Source organism: Arenicella chitinivorans (assembly GCF_014651515.1).
Lineage (GTDB): Bacteria > Pseudomonadota > Gammaproteobacteria > Arenicellales > Arenicellaceae > Arenicella > Arenicella chitinivorans.
The window spans coordinates 59391-75934 of record NZ_BMXA01000001.1 but is presented as its reverse complement, the minus strand read 5'-3'; the positions used below and the strand labels follow the sequence as shown (position 1 = coordinate 75934).

The 16544-nt window shown below is 50.1% G+C and carries 17 protein-coding genes; 8 read left to right on the top strand and 9 right to left on the bottom strand.

All coding sequences use genetic code 11. The annotated features are described in order from the left end of the window. Positions 1-71 precede the first annotated feature (71 nt). The 4 genes from IE055_RS00320 (at position 72) to IE055_RS00305 (ending at position 5421) form a co-directional block, all read left to right on the top strand. Positions 72-2324, top strand: coding sequence for a TonB-dependent receptor (locus IE055_RS00320; RefSeq protein ID WP_189398017.1), 2253 nt, complete (start codon positions 72-74; stop codon positions 2322-2324). A gap of 134 nt (positions 2325-2458) precedes the next feature. Then, positions 2459-4021, top strand: coding sequence for a class I adenylate-forming enzyme family protein (locus tag IE055_RS00315; RefSeq protein ID WP_189398016.1), 1563 nt, complete (start codon positions 2459-2461; stop codon positions 4019-4021). Between the two features lies 1 nt (position 4022). Then, positions 4023-4922 carry an alpha/beta fold hydrolase gene (locus IE055_RS00310; RefSeq protein ID WP_189398015.1) on the top strand — a complete coding sequence of 300 codons (900 nt, stop codon included), beginning with the start codon at positions 4023-4025 and terminating at the stop codon, positions 4920-4922. Between the two features lie 112 nt (positions 4923-5034). Then, entirely contained in the window at positions 5035-5421 is a 387-nt protein-coding gene (locus tag IE055_RS00305) for a TerB family tellurite resistance protein (protein ID WP_189398014.1), read from the top strand. Between the two features lie 80 nt (positions 5422-5501). Here IE055_RS00305 and IE055_RS00300 read toward each other — a convergent pair whose 3' ends face one another. The 8 genes from IE055_RS00300 to katG form a co-directional block, all read right to left on the bottom strand. Continuing rightward, positions 5502-5900, bottom strand: coding sequence for a roadblock/LC7 domain-containing protein (locus IE055_RS00300; protein WP_189398013.1), 399 nt, complete (start codon positions 5898-5900; stop codon positions 5502-5504). A 17-nt stretch (positions 5901-5917) separates the two neighbouring features. Further along, a complete protein-coding gene (locus IE055_RS00295; RefSeq protein ID WP_189398012.1) occupies positions 5918-6454 on the bottom strand; it encodes a GTP-binding protein in 537 nt (178 codons plus the stop codon). Between the two features lie 4 nt (positions 6455-6458). Further along, positions 6459-7214: a BLUF domain-containing protein gene (locus IE055_RS00290; RefSeq protein ID WP_189398011.1), complete on the bottom strand. Its 756-nt coding sequence runs from the start codon at positions 7212-7214 to the stop codon at positions 6459-6461. A 315-nt stretch (positions 7215-7529) separates the two neighbouring features. Beyond that, positions 7530-7889, bottom strand: a complete 360-nt coding sequence (locus tag IE055_RS00285; protein ID WP_189398010.1) for a hypothetical protein — start codon at positions 7887-7889, stop codon at positions 7530-7532. Positions 7890-8449: 560 nt separating this feature from the next. Beyond that, positions 8450-8866 (bottom strand): roadblock/LC7 domain-containing protein, encoded by a 417-nt coding sequence (locus IE055_RS00280; RefSeq protein ID WP_189398009.1) that lies wholly within the window; start codon positions 8864-8866, stop codon positions 8450-8452. A 134-nt stretch (positions 8867-9000) separates the two neighbouring features. Continuing rightward, positions 9001-9789, bottom strand: a complete 789-nt coding sequence (locus IE055_RS00275; RefSeq protein WP_229794052.1) for a BLUF domain-containing protein — start codon at positions 9787-9789, stop codon at positions 9001-9003. A 173-nt stretch (positions 9790-9962) separates the two neighbouring features. Then, positions 9963-10322, bottom strand: a complete 360-nt coding sequence (locus IE055_RS00270; protein ID WP_189398007.1) for a hypothetical protein — start codon at positions 10320-10322, stop codon at positions 9963-9965. A 217-nt stretch (positions 10323-10539) separates the two neighbouring features. Continuing rightward, positions 10540-12753, bottom strand: coding sequence for a catalase/peroxidase HPI (gene katG / locus IE055_RS00265; protein ID WP_189398006.1), 2214 nt, complete (start codon positions 12751-12753; stop codon positions 10540-10542). 354 nt (positions 12754-13107) lie between these two features. Here katG and IE055_RS00260 point away from each other — a divergent pair, with 354 nt between their 5' ends. Then, positions 13108-13449: a hypothetical protein gene (locus IE055_RS00260; RefSeq protein ID WP_189398005.1), complete on the top strand. Its 342-nt coding sequence runs from the start codon at positions 13108-13110 to the stop codon at positions 13447-13449. Positions 13450-13488: 39 nt separating this feature from the next. Here the strand turns inward: IE055_RS00260 and IE055_RS00255 are convergent, their stop codons facing one another. Next, complete coding sequence (locus tag IE055_RS00255) at positions 13489-14349, bottom strand: LysR family transcriptional regulator (RefSeq protein WP_189398004.1); 861 nt, start codon at positions 14347-14349, stop codon at positions 13489-13491. A gap of 121 nt (positions 14350-14470) precedes the next feature. On the opposite strand from IE055_RS00255, the gene IE055_RS00250 reads away from it, so the two are divergent. Genes IE055_RS00250 through ybiA form a run of 3 tightly spaced genes read left to right on the top strand, consistent with a single transcriptional unit; the run spans position 14471 to position 16523 of the window. Further along, positions 14471-14863, top strand: coding sequence for an MAPEG family protein (locus tag IE055_RS00250; RefSeq protein WP_189398003.1), 393 nt, complete (start codon positions 14471-14473; stop codon positions 14861-14863). 6 nt (positions 14864-14869) lie between these two features. Next, on the top strand, positions 14870-15994 hold the full coding sequence (locus IE055_RS00245) for a hypothetical protein (protein WP_189398002.1): 1125 nt from the start codon (positions 14870-14872) through the stop codon (positions 15992-15994). Positions 15995-16025: 31 nt separating this feature from the next. Next, a complete protein-coding gene (ybiA, locus tag IE055_RS00240) occupies positions 16026-16523 on the top strand; it encodes a riboflavin biosynthesis intermediates N-glycosidase (RefSeq protein WP_189398001.1) in 498 nt (165 codons plus the stop codon). Positions 16524-16544: the final 21 nt, after the last annotated feature.

Genomic DNA, 16544 nt, shown 5'->3' with positions numbered 1-16544 from the left:
AAACTATTTATAAAATCAGTAAGTCACTGCCCTGCCGGTGATTTACACGACATCGCCAGAGGAGAAATACCATGCAGAAGTTAACTGCACCCAGATTTGTGCCCACAATGGTGGCACTGGCTTGCCTATCGGTTCCCGCAATGGGCCACGCGCAAGCCGAATCCGACGCACAAGCTCAACCCACTCAATTAGAAGAAATTGTCGTCACATCGCGTCGCATTTCAGAAAACTTGCAAGACGTCCCCGTTGCGGTATCCGCATTTAACAGCATGGCCTTGAGTGAGTCAGGGGTAGAAAATATCACGGACTTGCAACAACGCTTGCCAAATACGACACTGCAAGTAAGCCGTGGCACCAGCACCACCTTGACCGCCTATATCCGCGGTGTCGGCCAACAGGATCCGTTATGGGGGTTTGAACCTGGAGTCGGGGTTTATGTTGATGATGTTTACGTTGCGCGACCACAGGGCGCAGTGCTGGACATTCTCGATGTCGAACGCGTTGAGGTGCTACGGGGCCCACAAGGCACACTGTATGGCAAAAACACGATTGGTGGCGCACTCAAATACGTGACACGCAAACTGCGTGATGCTGATCAATTTTCAGTCGAAGCTAAAGTCGGCTCCTATAACCAGCGCGACCTGAAAATTTCCGCTGCGGCACCACTGATGGGCGAAAAACTGTACATCGGAGGCGCGGTTGCCTCACTTAATCGCGATGGCTTCGGCGAATTCATCAACCTAGGCGAAGAAAACTACAACAAAGACATGGTGGCCGGACGCATCGCCGCTGAATTTTACCCAACGGATAATCTATCGTTTAAATTCACGGCTGATCGCACCGAAGACAACTCGAACGCCAAAGGCGGTCATCGCTTAACGCCAAGTGATCTGACGGGTGAGCCTGTATTGGAAGACGTTTTCAGTACCCGTGCTGGCATGTCGACCGAGAACTATGTTGAAAGCGAAGGATACGCATTGCATGCAGAATGGGTAATCAACGATAGCTTAACGCTGCGTTCAATTACCGCCGCGCGCGAAGGATTTACCGACACCAATATCGATTTCGACAACACCATCTTGCGTTCTTTTGATGTCCCCGCGCGTTACGACGATGATCAAACAACACAGGAGCTACAACTGAGTTACACCGGTGATAACTTGGATATCGTTGGCGGTCTTTATTACTACACTGGTGAAGCATGCGGAACATTCCATGCTTTACTCGAAGAGTTCGCCGGAGGCGCCTTACCGATTTCTGCGACCACCGAGGGCTGTGTCGACACCACCAGCAGCTCAGCCTACGCACAAGCTAACTGGACCCTCAATGACCGTTGGTCACTGACGCTAGGCGGTCGTTACACCCAAGATGAAAAAGACGCGACCGCGAAGAACACGTTGTTCCTCGGTCAAGTGGTTGACTTTGATACGACGCCGATTGCACCGGGCATTGTACGAACCGATGCGGTCGGCAGTGAGGACTGGTCTGAATTCTCCCCACGGGTTGGCCTCGAATACCGCACTGCTGGTGACAACCTGATTTACGCCAGTTACAGCGAAGGCTTCAAATCAGGCGGTTTTGACATGCGTGCGCGAACCGACCAGATCGCGTCCGGTTTTGACCCCTACGACCCGGAGACTGTTGGCACGGTTGAAATCGGCTACAAAGCGGAGCTGTTCGACAATCGTCTGCGCGCGAACGTCGCGTATTTCAATTCGGATTATCAGGACCAGCAGGTCACGATTCAACGTACCATCGACAGCGGTGCGGATTTCGCCTCCACCGTGTTAAACGCAGCGGATTCCAGCATTCAAGGGGTCGAACTCGAGCTTGTCTATGCCGTATCTGACGCTTTAACCGCGAACCTTACTGCCGGCCTGTTGGACGCCGAGTTTGATCAAGTTCTCACCGCGGACCCAAACACTGGCAGCTTGACTGATGTCGCCGATTTTTGGGGTTTCGCGAACACACCCGACACTTCAGTCAATTTTGGTTTCTCACACCATAGCCGCGTGTTCTCAGATTGGGGCATGGTCGTTACCGGCAATATTGCTTATCGCAGCGACACGCAAATCTTTGAGGTGCCTTCGCAACTGGACGAAGAAGCCTACACCCTATTTAACGCGGGGCTGACCTTTACCTCGCCGAATAATCGACTTTGGATTTCACTGCAAGGTAAAAACCTAGGAGACAAAGAATATCGATTAGCTGGATATAACTTTGCCACGACCGAAGCTGGACCAGGCCTTGGCGGCGAAGACACGGTCGTTGGCTACTACGGTGACCCACGCACCATCAGCTTGAGTATCGGTTACCGCTACTAATCTGAGCCACTCTGTGCGGTGACACCCGGGTTGTAACCGACCTGGACACAGCCTGGCTGTCACCCAATTTCCATCATGCTGCATAGCAGCGAACTGTCGGCCCGACACGCCGGCTGACTTAAGAAGTGATAAGTATGGACTTTTTTGACGCAAAGGCGCCGTTTCTGCCTGAAATTTTCGCATTACATGGTAAATGGCGCAGCCAGGACATCGCTGCCAGTTGCGGCGAAACACACCTGACCTGGCAACAACTTACCAACGAGGCACACCAGTTTGCGCATGGTCTAGCGCAACACGGAATCGAGGGCGGGCAAACGCTTGGCGTCGTCATGTCGAACGGCCTACCGATGTTAACCACCTTGCTCGGTGCCATGGCTGCTGGCGTGGTTTCAGTTCCAATCAATCTTTCCGTAAATGATGATGCCTTACTCGGCATGCTGATGGACGCGAAGATTAGCGCCCTTGCCGTAACACGGGATCAGGCACAAAGACTAAATCGCCTCCGCGATCGTTTGCCCGCAAGCCTGACGCTTTGGTTGTGCGACGAGCCCGACGAAGGCTGGACGCCCTTTGCCGATCTGATGGCAAACCAACCGACCAGCTTACCCAGTGTTGATATACACCCAACGTTGCCACTGAACATCATCTACAGCTCGGGCACAACTGGTCTACCTAAAGGCATCGTACACAACCATGCAGGACGACGTGACTGGGCCTACGACCTGGCTATCGCGCTGCGCTACCACGGCAAAAGTCGAACCCTATTGACGCTGGGTTTGTATTCAAACATCTCCTGGGTAGCGATGCTCACCACCCTGCTTGCCGGCGGCAGCGTTGTGATACATACACACTTCGATGCGTTCTCATTTCTCGATACCGTCAAGCATCAGCAAATTACGCATACCGCCATGGTGCCCATTCAGTTTCAACGTATTGTCGAGGCCATCGAACAGACAACTGACGCGATCGACCTGTCTAGCATGCAATCCATGATGAGTTGCGGTTCACCCTTGCACGCAGACGTCAAACGCGCGTTATTCAAGCAGTTTGATTGCGGCATCATTGAGCTTTACGGCTTAACTGAAGGCGTGATTACGACGATCGACCCCGAACAATCGGAGGGCAGATGGTCTTCCGTAGGCAAGCCATTGATCGGAACCGACATTCTTATTCTTGACGACGAAGACCGTCCGGCGCCCGCAAATAAGAGTGGAGAGATCGTGTCACGTGGACGCATCACCATGCCCGGATACCTTAATCGCGAGGATGCCAATCGAGATGCCAGCTATACCGACCCGCATGGCCGCCTGTGGCTGCGTACGGGCGACATTGGTTATCTAGACGATGCGGGTTTTCTATACATCGTGGATCGAAAGAAGGATATGATTCTATCCGGTGGACAGAATATATATCCGCAAGATATCGAGGCTGTTCTGTTTCAGCACCCTGCGGTCAATGACGTCGCCGTGATCGCTGCCGCAAGTCGTAAATGGGGCGAGACTCCGGTTGCGCTAGTAGTCCGCAACGCCGACACGCGTGACGATGCGACTGCAATCATGACTTGGGCTAACCAAAAACTCGGTAGGCAACAACGAATAACTGATGTTATCTTTATCGACGAATTGCCGCGTAATCCGAATGGTAAAATTCTAAAGCGCGAACTGCGTGCGCGCTACGCACAAGATCAATATCACTAAGATGGATTTAAGCAAACGAGAATTCAAGGTAATCGAATACACAAGCCAGGACGGCCTCAAACTGTACGCACGCGATTACGTCTTGGCACACGGCGCGGACGCACGTCCGGTAGTCTTGTGCATGCATGGACTCACTCGCAACTCCGCTGACTTCGAACCGTTGATCCCTTATCTATCTGAACGCTATCGGTGTGTGGTGGTGGACCAACGCGGTCGAGGCTTATCCGACTACGACAGCAACAGCGCGAACTACACACCGCAAACTTATGCGCAGGACATGTTTACATTGCTGGCGCATCTACAGATCGAAAAGGTCACAATTATCGGCACGTCCATGGGCGGCATCATTGGCATGGTCATGGCGGCCATGCAACCGCAACGCGTTACCGCCCTGGTTTTGAACGATATCGGTCCTGAAATACCTGCCGACGCGTTGAACCGGCTCAAAAAATACGTGGGAAAACTTCAACCGGTAACGAACTGGCCCGAAGCCATTGCACAGACGAAACTGATAAACCAAATCGCTTTCCCCGATGCTTCGGGCGATGACTGGGCAGCGTTTACTGCACGAATCTATACTGAAGACAGCAGCGGCAAGCCAGTTCTTGCTTATGATCCGCACATTTCTGATGCCTTTAATGACGACTACAATGAAAACAGGCCGGCGGATATGTGGCCCTTGTTCACTACAATCAAGGATCGTCCGATGCTCATAATCCGAGGGGCAATTTCTGATCTGCTGACGCGCGAATGTGTGACGAAAATGCAGCAACTAAATCCAAGCCTGCACCAAGTGGAAGTACCACGCGTTGGTCATGCCCCCATGCTAGACGAGCCCGAATCCATTCAGGCCATCACCAAATTTCTGTCGCAATACGCAGTGATCGAGCCGATCGCGTAAAAGCCAATGAAACCACATCGCCTCTCCACTATAAAACAGCATAGAATAGCAGGCTACAAAAACAGTTACATTCGACTTGCTATGCTCGGATAACGCCCCCATCTATGCTTTTATGAAACCAACGATCCCTCCAAAGGCAGCACTATTGCTTGCCACAATTACGATTACCGCCATCGACGGTGAACTGGACGCACACGAGATGGCAATCATTAACCGCTTAGACGGCTTTAAGACCACCGATGACTGGAACACCGCGATTGCTGTGTGGAACGATACACCGCTAGAAGACTGTATCCCGCTGGTTGCCGCCTCTTTAGACGAAAAACAACAACGTATCGCGATGGCGAATATGTTCGACATTGCCATGGCGGATGGTTATTTGGACGAAGCCGAAAACTTGCTGCTTCGTGCGTACGCCAATACTTTTGAAGTCAGTGAAGCCGACATCGAAAAAATCGTTGACGTAATTACCATAAAAAACGATCGCTCTAAGTTTTAAACTTTCAGGCGATTGCGCGAACAGATGCCATTAAAAAGGGCGGCTCATAGGCCACCCTTTCAATCCTTTCAGAGAAGCGACTAGGCCTCGATTTTTTGGATGACTTCCGCCATGCGTTTAGTAGCAAATCGCGCCTTGGCTAAAGACAAATTGACGCGAGCGGCCACCGTCACAACGCACGGCAAACCCAAATATGATGTCCGTACAAACAGCATATTTCCCTCTCCTGATTCCACGATAGTGACATTGAACTCACCTTTCAGAACCTGTTGAGCAGCAGACTCACTTAAGGCCGAAATGGTGCTACTCATGGCAGCCAACTTATCAGCTTCAGCGCTCAATTCTCGCGTGGCAAATGACTTGATGGAAAATCCATCTGTCGTACATAAACTGATGAGTGCAATTTCGCGGTTCTCTTCACAGAGCCTCTTGATTTCATCCAGCAACTCTGGTTTTACGGGGATCGTTTTATCAGACATTGTCAAAATTCTAATGGTTATGCAGCATATTGATTGATTGCATTAAAGATATGCAAAATCGACATCGCCGAGTTCTTGTCACGCGGGTCGATTTGGATAATCGGCGCCACAATTTTATGGTGTTCTAATAAGGCCTGGATTTCACTATTCAAAGCGGTCATGCCACCGTCGCCGGCATCTTCGCAGTGCGTCACGGCAACCACGCACGTGGTGCGTTGTTCATGCGGTGCGAAGAACGTCAACAACTCATCCAGATTATCGTAATCCGGTGTCTCACCGTACTTGAGCAGGATCAATAACCCCCAGAGCGAGGTGTTCACGAAATTCCATAAAAATGAGTAGCGTGATTGACCAGGGACTCCGTACAAACCAAGTGCGGTGTCCGAGCTGAGCGAAATTCGACCGTAATCGATACCCACAGTGGTGTATTTTTTACCAATGTCGATAGTGGATTCAGCTTCAGTCTCCAGTGGACTGATCTCACTTAAGGTTTTGACCAGCTGCGTCTTACCCGCGCCGACTTCGCCTACGATGGCGAGCTTTCGATATTCCATGCTGTTACCTTGATTTGAATAGAAACTCTCGCATTTTCCCATAAAAGCCATTGGAACGCGACGCCTCAATATTTGCCGTGGTCACTGCCGCAGCGCCACTCGACGCCGTCGCCAGTTGCGCATCTTCCTCGTAAGCAAATGCGTTTAGAAGCTCAAGGCGATCTAGCTTTTGTAGGATTACGTCGATTTGTCTACGCGTTCCAAAATCCCCGCCGTCAACCAAGCTCTCGTAAGTGTGTGGTCGCTTAGTGAGTCGTGCACAAAGCTCAATGATCGTTGGAGACTGACTGATTTCAGAAAAGTCGGGCCAGCCGCGCAGCATCAATTCTTTGCCCGAGTAATCGCAGGCGGTTACCCTTGGTTTACTCAAATCATAGAATAATTGAAGAAGCTCTGTTTGGTGCGCATCAAAGTCTCCAATCTCTCGGTTGTGCCGATTAACAAACCGAATGAACTCGGGTGCCTTTTGAACGGACTCCAAGAGTTTGAAACTCCATTTAGGAAAAAACCGGTCAGAAATTGAACAATCAAGGAGCTTTTCAACATCGGTATGCCTAGGATCATCACAGATATTTGCAAATAACGCATCGACGTCATCGACCTTGCCTTCAATGATTTGTAAGTAGTGCGCCTTTCGAAACGACATCACTGATGAAATACCGCGTTCGGCATTCCGTTTTCGCGAGCGTGCGTAAATGTCAGACAGACCGACAGGAATTACGACTCCATCTTTACGCACCCGAACTCGGCTTATGTACATAATACATTTCAATTGATCCACCCCCTGAATAGGTAACTATTGCCATAGTATGATCTCGCCTTCCATTGACCAGTTCGCCGCTCCTGGCATTCACGAAATCATGCATTTGTATGAAATCAGGGGAAATCTACACACTACCCCTAGCCGCACACACAAGCGTTAACCTACCAGTGACCCTGTATTATGTTCGGTCGTAAATCGTAACCGAGCATTCTGCTGTGTTGCGGACGAATTCAAAATTCCGGCGTACTAACCGGAACTCGACAAGTGCTTGACGGTGTGACACCGAGTTACTTGCCGAGCAGGTTTAGACGACTAAACTTCTAGCGCGTCGTCGATGCTCTGTACTTTACGACGAGCCAAAGCAAGGTTTGATTTGCCTTTGTCCAAAACTAGGTAAATGAACAGGCCAGTGTTATTCAGCGATGGTTTAATGATATGCAGTTGAGTATCCAGGGTAATCAAAATATCTTCGATTCCACCCTCAATGCCTAGCGACTTCATCGTATCCATTTTAGCTTTTACTACTTCAGTATTACCTGCTGCAGCCAGCTCCAAATCCACACCAGAACCAATTGTGCCCAGTGACATTCCCGTTGTGTAATCCACGATGCATGCGCCCATCGCGCCGTCGATTTCCATTAACCCATTCAAGCTACCGTCAATATTTGCCATATCAGTTGTTCCTCTAAATTTGAAATAAAAATTTGATCCAATCCCACCCTAAGTCGGCGGTCCCTGCCTATGCGGCGTGATTATACACAAAAATACATTATGTAAAGTTTTTTCTCCAATAAATACAGTGATTTAACACAATCACGGGTATTTTCAGCTTGAAAACGCAAATAGTTCGCATAAATCCTTATTATCAAAATACTAGACAGCTTGACTATGTCCGAATTGTCTTTTTGCGTTGGACAAATCAACCAGTGTCGAAAAAATAGACAGGCCAATGGAAGACGTACAAATCAACCAATTTATAGGCACCGAATCGAAGCCGTAGGCGAACACGCCACTGACATGCTGCAATTTAATCGAGCTGACGTAACGTTGCTGATCACGGTGCGTCCTACCTAAATAACTGCACGTTGAAGCACGGACGGTGCCGTATTTAACGCGGAGTACAACCGTAGGTCGTTAACATGGGTCACCCGGATCGTCGCCAGCGGCGCATCATGCAAGGTTCGACTACAAATCGGCTGATCTCGCTCTATCCCCGTGACCCGAAATCTGCTTTACATCACGCTTTTCAATTCCGAAATGGCATTTGCCAGCCGCATGGCTTCATACCGCGCATTAGCAAGTTGCATTTGGTTGTTTACGGCTAACGTCAATACGCATTCCTTGTCGAGCAACTTAGTAAGCAAAAATAAGATATTACCGCCCTCAGTTTCAATGGTGGTAAAAGTCGACGGGAGCGCCAGTAACTGCTGAGCTGACGCGGCGCTTAACGACACTATGGTGCTGGCCATGGCCGCCAGTTTATCCACTTCAGTCGTTCTAGCGCTGGATGTCACGGACCGAATGTTGAACCCGTCTACCGTGCATACGCTGGCCAGAAATATTTCTTTCCTAGCTATACACAATGATTTCAACATGTGTTCCAGCCGCGATTTGAGTTCATCACTGAACCCAGTATCAAGGTTACTCATTTGTCCTACCCGCCTTTATTCCCTGAGAACTCAGAGCTCACACAACCAACTGAGCCTTGCCGATTCCAAACCATCTCTATCCAGCGCGAACTGGGAAACCCATTGACGCCCAAGCCGCTATGAATAGATCCCAATCATATCCGGCTGCCCTGTGTCGCACCCAGAAAACGTTTCATCTTATAAATAAAACGAAGCGCCGATTTCTCCAGCGGTGCGACTCCACTCTCAGCCTGTGGTGTAACTGTTTTCAGCAAGCCAAGCGAATCGAATTTATCCAGATATTGGTCCAGTTTTTCACTGCTCGATACTTGGTTCAGTGCCAATAAGTCCTGGTATCGCTGTGGTCGATTAGTCAATAGTGCGCATAATTCGACCAATTCTGGAGATTGATTAATCACGCTGAAATCTGGCCAGCGAATTAACTTCAAAGTTCGATCTCGATACGATGCTTTATGGTCAGCGGCAATCTCAGACACGTCATAGAACTGATTAAGTAGCGTCAATTGACCCGCAGTTAACTGCGCAACCTGATTCGACTGATCCGCCATGAACTTGGTGAAACCAGCGTCAAGACTCAGTGACTCGGCAAGCTTCATATGCCAATCGGAGAAGTAGCGTTTTCTCGCCACCGTATCAACCAACACAGTGAAGTTCTCATGGCGTTTGTCGCAGTTTAATTTCACCAGCAGTTCATCCAGTTTAGTGGTGCTGCCTTCAAGTACTCCCAGATAGTATCCACCACGGTAGGTCAGCATGCCTGTGATCTGGTTCTGTGTATTTCTCGCTCTTGAAATACGATAAATTTCTGACAGCCCAACTGGAATAGTAGCCCCGTTACGTCGACACGTTACCTTACTAATATATGTAATACATCTCACTTTTGTTTCCCCTTCTGAATCACGCCGTCGTTGTCGGATGGTCATGGCGTAATACTAATCACTTAGTTACATGAACCTGTAAAACAGGTTCAGTAGTAGAAATAATTCGGAGTGTGTTACAGACTTCGCGTTAGCTTTGGGGATCGAGTCAGTTTCCCTAAGCCAAGGTGCACTTTGTTGCACCGGCAATCATCAGCAACACCCCTACTCGTGTATTGCTAAACTTCTAAGTCCTCTTCAATCGAGTGGACTTTGCGGCGAGCTAGGGCCAGGTTAGATTTGTTTCGATCCAGAACAAGATAAATGAATAAACCGTTATGACTTGCCGTTGGACGAATAATGTGAAGCTGGTCTTTCAGCGTGATCAAAATGTCTTCAATCTCACCCTTAATACCCAGAGACTTCATGGTCGCCATTTTGGCTTTAACCACTTCAGAGTTGCCTGCGGCCGCGAGTTCTAAATCCACACCGCCGCCACTGTGGCCGAGCGACATGCCGGATTTGTAATCCACGATACAAGCGCCCAATGCGCCGTCAATGGCTAAAAGTTCCTTAAGACTTGATTCAATGTTTGCCATAGATACCCCCCAAGGTATGACTTTTTCTCAAAATTGTAGATTGGCAGCCCTCACTACCAGACGATCAACATACACCAACTTAACGGGGTTTGTCGAGAAAAAGACACGTACGCGATTTTTTTCTAACCCAATCATTGAACGCACCTATAAAGTGAAACGGCCCTTTCTCGTCTGCTACAAGAAAGGGCCGCAATTTTTATAGACTTATTTCGTAGGCCTAGAATCTTCCAAGATTCATTACTTTGGTCCATGCACTTACGAAGTCCTTAGTGAACTGATTATCTGCATCGCCAGCACCGTATACCTCCGCAATCGCTCTGAGCTCAGAATTTGAGCCAAACACGAGATCCACCGGGGTAGCTTGCCAACGCAGTTCGCCAGTTTTGCGATCGACGCCGTCGTAAACGCCGTTGGTTTTATCGGACTTTTGCCACGCTGTCCCCATATCAAGCAAGTTCACAAAGAAGTCGTTACTCAGCGCACCAGGACGATCTGTCAGCACACCCAATTGAGACGCCTGTGTGTTGGCATTTAGCGCTCGCAAGCCTCCCACTAAGACCGTCATTTCAGGCACAGTTAAGGTCAGTAGATTAGCGCGATCAACTAGCATCTCAGCCGGCGACAAGGCACTCGAAGCGCCATAGTAGTTGCGGAACCCATCGGCTGCTGGCTCCAGGAGCGCAAATGATGCTACGTCAGTTTGCTCCACTGTTGCATCACCTCGGCCGGGCAAAAATGGTACGGAAACCGTCGTGCCAGCCTGCTCCGCGGCCTTTTCGATTGCGGCTGCACCTGCCAGTACGATCATGTCGGCCATTGAGATTTGCGTTCCGCCATTACCACGTTTATTGAAATCAGACCGAATCTCACTCAACGTCGACAACACTTTTGACAGTTCCTGCGGATTATTTACGGCCCAGTCTTTCTGTGGCGCGAGACGCAGGCGCCCACCATCGGTACCACCGCGCATGTCTGTACCGCGATAGCTGGCTGCCGACGCCCAAGCTGTGCGCACCAACTCCGATACGCTGAGGCCTGACTTCAGTATGTCTGCTTTGATGTCAGCTACTTGACTCGCATTCACCAAAGGATGGTCTGTGGCAGGAATTGGGTCCTGCCAAATCAACGCTTCGGTTGGCACTTCGGAGCCAACATACCGCGCACGCGGCCCCATGTCGCGATGCGTTAGCTTGAACCACGCTTTAGCAAAGGCAAGTTCGAACGCTTTCGGATCCTTTTGGAATCGTTGAGCGATCTCACGATAGCTTGGATCCATTTTAAGCGAGAGATCTGTTGTGAACATGATCGGCGCGTGTCGCTTGGTCTTGTCATGCGCGTCTGGCACCAGCATCGACGCTTGGCCATCCGCTGGGATCCACTGTACTGCGCCAGCAGGACTCTTAGCTTGCACCCATTCAAACGCAAACAGGTTATCTAAATACTGCGAACTCCACGCTATCGGATTTGCGGACCATGCTCCCTCCAGCCCGCTGGTCATGGTATCAGCGCCTTTACCAGTACCACACTTGTTTTTCCAACCAAAACCCTGCTCTTCGATCTCGGCTGCAGACGGCTCTGCGCCCACACAATCAGCTTTCACGGCACCATGGGCTTTACCAAACGTGTGACCACCGGCGATCAAGGCGACCGTTTCTTCATCGTTCATCGCCATCCGGCCAAACGTCTCCCGGATGTCCTGCGCCGCAGAAATTGGATCGTGGTTACCGTTAGGGCCTTCCGGGTTGACGTAAATCAATCCCATCTGCACCGCGGCCAGCGGCTTTTCGAGCTGACGTCCTTTGGAGTAGCGCTTGTCATCCAGAAACTTGGTTTCCGGTCCCCAGTAAACCAAATCAGGTTCCCAGTCATCGGTGCGGCCACCTGCGAATCCAAACGTCGTAAAGCCCATTGATTCCAACGCCACATTACCGGTCAACACCATCAAGTCTGCCCACGACAGCTTGCGCCCATATTTTTGCTTGATTGGCCACAACAAACGACGTGCTTTATCCAAATTGACGTTGTCCGGCCAGCTGTTCAACGGTTCAAAACGCTGTTGGCCACCGCCGGCACCACCGCGCCCATCAAGTACACGATAGGTTCCCGCACTGTGCCAAGCCATGCGGATGAAAAATGGACCATAGTGGCCGTAGTCCGCAGGCCACCAGTCTTGTGAGTCGGTCATCACCGCTTCGATCTCCTTCTTCAGTTGGTCGAGGTCAATCGTGGCAAATTCCGCCGCGTAGTCAAAATCGGCGCCATACGGATTCGATTCAACGGAATGTTGGCGTAGCGGTGTGAGGTCTAATTTTTCCGGCCACCAAAATTGTGGGGACTTAGCCGGACCGGTCGCATACGCGTTTTGAGATGCGGCCAGCATCGTCAACGACAAAGAAAGTGCCGTGAACAGAGATTTATAGGGTTTAAACATGTGTCGCTCCATTGCGTGTTGAAGGTTTGCAATGAAACTATAGAACAAATTTTTTAGATTAGTATCTGTAATTCGATTCATTATTTAGATAACAATCATCGGATTTCTCAATCACAACGTGTCAGGTCACGCCAGGCCTAAAGATGGATTACCGATTTTGAGCGCACTCGTTGAGTGCAGCTTGCCCAAAAAAGACGCAAGCAACGCGGTGCGGTGTTTTACACTCATTTGCGCAAACGTTGATTAACATCTTGTTTACAAAGCACTTTTATAAACATACGTCCAGTTGGCACTTAATTTGCTATTCGAACACCGGGTAGGTTGGTGTCTAGGGTCATTGGTTGAGTTGTAGATATGAAAGTAGATCGATACATGGTGAATTTGTTCTTTGAGATTAAACGCAATTTACCGCCGGAGCTGGGTGACGATTTAAAAATTTCCAGCGCCGACTTAAGTAGCGCGATGATCAATGTCTATTGGTCCAGCGACGACAACATGGTTCGCACGCTAGTGGAAGCGTTTTTTAGACGTGCCGGAGACGAGTGGTATGTGCAACTGCAACCCAAGAAGCGCTACTACCGGGGCGTTGAGATCGCAGAGAATCGTGCTCACACACAGTCGAAGTCGATCGCGCGTCCAGACTCGGACAAGCCCAAAGCGAAAAAGCGTTTTTATCGCGGCGCACTCGTCGAATAGTGCTCAAATGTGACCGTGATTACGGCCTCCAATTCAGATTCACGGGACGGCAACTCGCCTTATGTGTTGAGAGAGGTTTTCACACAGAAAATCACGCACTACCCGCACCCGCGAGGTTTGACGTAGATCGGCATGGTAGACCACCCAAATCTCCCCCATACGCATTGGCTCTGATATCCGTACCAGCTCCGGAATGCTGTCGCCGAGCAGGCACGGTAAACTGGCGACACCAACGCCCTGCCTAGCTAGGTCGCATTGCAACGGCACATTATCGAAGAAGCCAACCGCGCGGAGGTGGTCAAAACCATGGCGTGGCCGCCAACGCTCAGGCGATCCCCATGCCAGCATCCCGGATTGCGTACCCGGAGAGGCTGGATTGTATCTATCTATGTGCGCCTGTGTTGCGTAAGCCGCCATGGTGAATTCACCCAAATCCCGTCCGACCAGTTCATCCGGTGGCTGCCGCATAATCCGTATAGCAATATCCGCTTCGCGTCGCCGCAGATCCGCAGAGCGATAACTGAGTTCTACCTCCAGCTGAATATTTGGAAAGTGCTGCCGAAACAGATGCAAATCGAACAGTAAGGTCGAATGCGTAAACCAGTCGGGTGTGGACAACTTAACCACCCCTTCCAACTGCGAATCACGCCCAGTTACTGAGCGCTCAATACCCTGTACGCTGTCCTCTAACTCCTCAGCGCCATGCCGCACCTCCTCGCCCGCGCTGGTGAGAGCCAAACGGTGGCCATTACGTTCGAACAAACGTGCGCCCAAGGTGTGTTCCAGCTGATCTATTTTGCGCAAAACCGTTGAGTGACTGGTGCCGAGGCGCAGCGCGGCCGCTCGAATTGACGGTGCCCGTGCCACCGCCAAAAAAACACGATAATTATCCCATTCCATAGCGGTCTACCAATGAACCATTTTTCTATCAATACCCATTCAACTGTCTGTATAAAAACCAATATAGTGATCCCCCACAGTAAACACAAGCTTTAACTTTAACGTAACAGGAGTGCAATTGATGACCCTTCTTATTTGTGTGACGATCCTTTTCACCTTGCCATTTATACTCGCGCTTTGGTCGGTCTACTACCGGATACAGCTGGATGGAAAAGCCGATCTGCAAAGTCCCAGAGTTCAGGCGGCCAGATTAACTGGTCGAGGCCATCGCATCGTTGCAGCCCAAAATAACGCCTGGGAAGCCTTGATTCTATTTTGCACCGTATTAATCGGTGCGCAAATAGCCAAGGTCGAGATCGATTTACTGACACTGCCTGTGATGCTGTTCACCGCTTCTCGCGTTGCGCATGCAATCGTTTATGTTGCGGGCTGGTCTGTTATTCGGTCGACCGTATTTTTTATCGCTATGATTGCCCTGGTTTGGATCTTTCGAATTGCCTACGGCGCCCTTTGAATTGCCATGACACACAGTACAAAACTTGCACCCTTCAAAATACCGGCGACTGAGCTGCACGCGTTTGGCGAATTCAGTTTGCCTCAGGCACCTCATGTGACCGTGTTTGAGCGCATTGACGCCATACCACAGCAGTTCTTTCGCGTTCAGCGCAATCTTACCCAACTTGAAAATCTAGTCACTCAGATCACTGTTCCTTTTGAGTTCATGTTGTTCGTTGGTAAATTAAGCGTTGGATATTATCTGCAGGTTGGCATTATCGGAGAAGAGAATTATCCGACCAGTGTGGTTTCTGCATATGCTAGTGGGCAGAGTGACGACAATCATCAAGTCAAAATCGTGTACGGTCGCCGCTGGCTGATCGAAGAATCTACGCCGAGTTCAGAAGTGTTACAGACTGCATTGTTGGCTGTACAGAAAGCGCGCGAACACGAGCTGCGAGAAAAACTTTCTATTATTTTTAACACCCAAGAGCAGCAAGGCACACCGTTTAACAGCCACCAGGACGCACCCTTGATGCGGCACGTAAAGCGCGAATTGCAGTCCCGGCTATCGGAAACGATTTCGGACCAAGTTTCTAGGCTGCGTTTTGATGGTCACCGCTTTTCAGTCACCCGCACAACGCCAGTTTCACCAACGCAAACGGCATTTGAGCTGGACTTCGACATTCCGGCACATGGGCGCCCTGAGTTCTCCAGACGATACCCCGAATTCGCTCATCAAACACTGCTCGTGGTGTGCGACCCACTGCAAGCCAATCAATTTCTGCACCGGGTTGTTGAAGCGATGTTGACACAAAGCCAGCGTTACACTTGTGAGAACACTAGATTTTCCGGATTCCCTCGATTCGGCAGTCAGATAAACGCCGTCAGTTTAGCCCGTTTCTCCTACCAGACTCGACGTCCTGCCGAGGTCAGCGCTGTGTTTCATCAACATTTTAAACGCATGAGCCAGCAAGTCGACGGCGACAAAGTACCAAGCATTAACGCCAACGAACTCGGGGCGCAACAGCGCGCCAAATTAGCGTTAAGCGGCGTGCAACAAGGTCATCTGCCGTATGATTACGAGCAGGAAAAAGCTGAGGCGCCCAAAACCAAGCTCAGCGCACAGAGTGGTATACTTAGCGGATAACCTGTTCGTCTAAGGAGCCAGTTCGAACCTAATGCTATTTCCACCCTCAACTGCAGCACGGTATTTCTCAATGTGCGACGCGTCCGACTTGATCGCACGCAATGCCAACTACCCATTTATGTTGGACGACGAAGTGTGGCAAACCGTCGAACATTATTATCAAGCAAATAAATTTGTGGATGCGCAGTATAGGCAGCGAGTCCGACAAGCAGTCACCGCAGAACAAGCCCGAGAACTCGGTCGATCATGGTGGCGACGCAAGCGTCCGGATTATAAGCAAGTGAGAACCACTCTAATGACGCGCGCTGTGTACACGCAATGCCGAACCCATTCTGAATTGCGCAACCGACTACTTGATAGCGGCAATATCCCGTTGGTGGAGAACAGTCAGTTCGATTATTTTTGGGGCTGCGGCCGGGATCAGCGCGGGCTGAATCATTTCGGCGAAGTATTAATGAATATACGACAAAAACTGCAAGAGGAAGGAGCAGACGACTCACCGTCATCGAGCAGACATCCCCAATCTTGACCAATCACTGCCAATTTAGAT

What these genes read in the sequence shown, in the direction of transcription:
- IE055_RS00295 (WP_189398012.1), bottom strand. Translation starts at nt 6,454, where the DNA reads ATGGAATATCGAAAGCTCGCCATCGTAGGCGAAGTCGGCGCGGGTAAG.
- IE055_RS00315 (WP_189398016.1), top strand. Translation starts at nt 2,459, where the DNA reads ATGGACTTTTTTGACGCAAAGGCGCCGTTTCTGCCTGAAATTTTCGCA.
- IE055_RS00290 (WP_189398011.1), bottom strand. Translation starts at nt 7,214, where the DNA reads ATGTACATAAGCCGAGTTCGGGTGCGTAAAGATGGAGTCGTAATTCCT.
- IE055_RS00255 (WP_189398004.1), bottom strand. Translation starts at nt 14,349, where the DNA reads ATGGAATGGGATAATTATCGTGTTTTTTTGGCGGTGGCACGGGCACCG.
- IE055_RS00270 (WP_189398007.1), bottom strand. Translation starts at nt 10,322, where the DNA reads ATGGCAAACATTGAATCAAGTCTTAAGGAACTTTTAGCCATTGACGGC.
- IE055_RS00300 (WP_189398013.1), bottom strand. Translation starts at nt 5,900, where the DNA reads ATGTCTGATAAAACGATCCCCGTAAAACCAGAGTTGCTGGATGAAATC.
- ybiA (WP_189398001.1), top strand. Translation starts at nt 16,026, where the DNA reads ATGCTATTTCCACCCTCAACTGCAGCACGGTATTTCTCAATGTGCGAC.
- IE055_RS00320 (WP_189398017.1), top strand. Translation starts at nt 72, where the DNA reads ATGCAGAAGTTAACTGCACCCAGATTTGTGCCCACAATGGTGGCACTG.
- IE055_RS00260 (WP_189398005.1), top strand. Translation starts at nt 13,108, where the DNA reads ATGAAAGTAGATCGATACATGGTGAATTTGTTCTTTGAGATTAAACGC.
- IE055_RS00280 (WP_189398009.1), bottom strand. Translation starts at nt 8,866, where the DNA reads ATGAGTAACCTTGATACTGGGTTCAGTGATGAACTCAAATCGCGGCTG.
- IE055_RS00245 (WP_189398002.1), top strand. Translation starts at nt 14,870, where the DNA reads ATGACACACAGTACAAAACTTGCACCCTTCAAAATACCGGCGACTGAG.
- IE055_RS00275 (WP_229794052.1), bottom strand. Translation starts at nt 9,789, where the DNA reads ATGACCATCCGACAACGACGGCGTGATTCAGAAGGGGAAACAAAAGTG.
- IE055_RS00305 (WP_189398014.1), top strand. Translation starts at nt 5,035, where the DNA reads ATGAAACCAACGATCCCTCCAAAGGCAGCACTATTGCTTGCCACAATT.
- IE055_RS00285 (WP_189398010.1), bottom strand. Translation starts at nt 7,889, where the DNA reads ATGGCAAATATTGACGGTAGCTTGAATGGGTTAATGGAAATCGACGGC.
- IE055_RS00310 (WP_189398015.1), top strand. Translation starts at nt 4,023, where the DNA reads ATGGATTTAAGCAAACGAGAATTCAAGGTAATCGAATACACAAGCCAG.
- IE055_RS00250 (WP_189398003.1), top strand. Translation starts at nt 14,471, where the DNA reads ATGACCCTTCTTATTTGTGTGACGATCCTTTTCACCTTGCCATTTATA.
- katG (WP_189398006.1), bottom strand. Translation starts at nt 12,753, where the DNA reads ATGTTTAAACCCTATAAATCTCTGTTCACGGCACTTTCTTTGTCGTTG.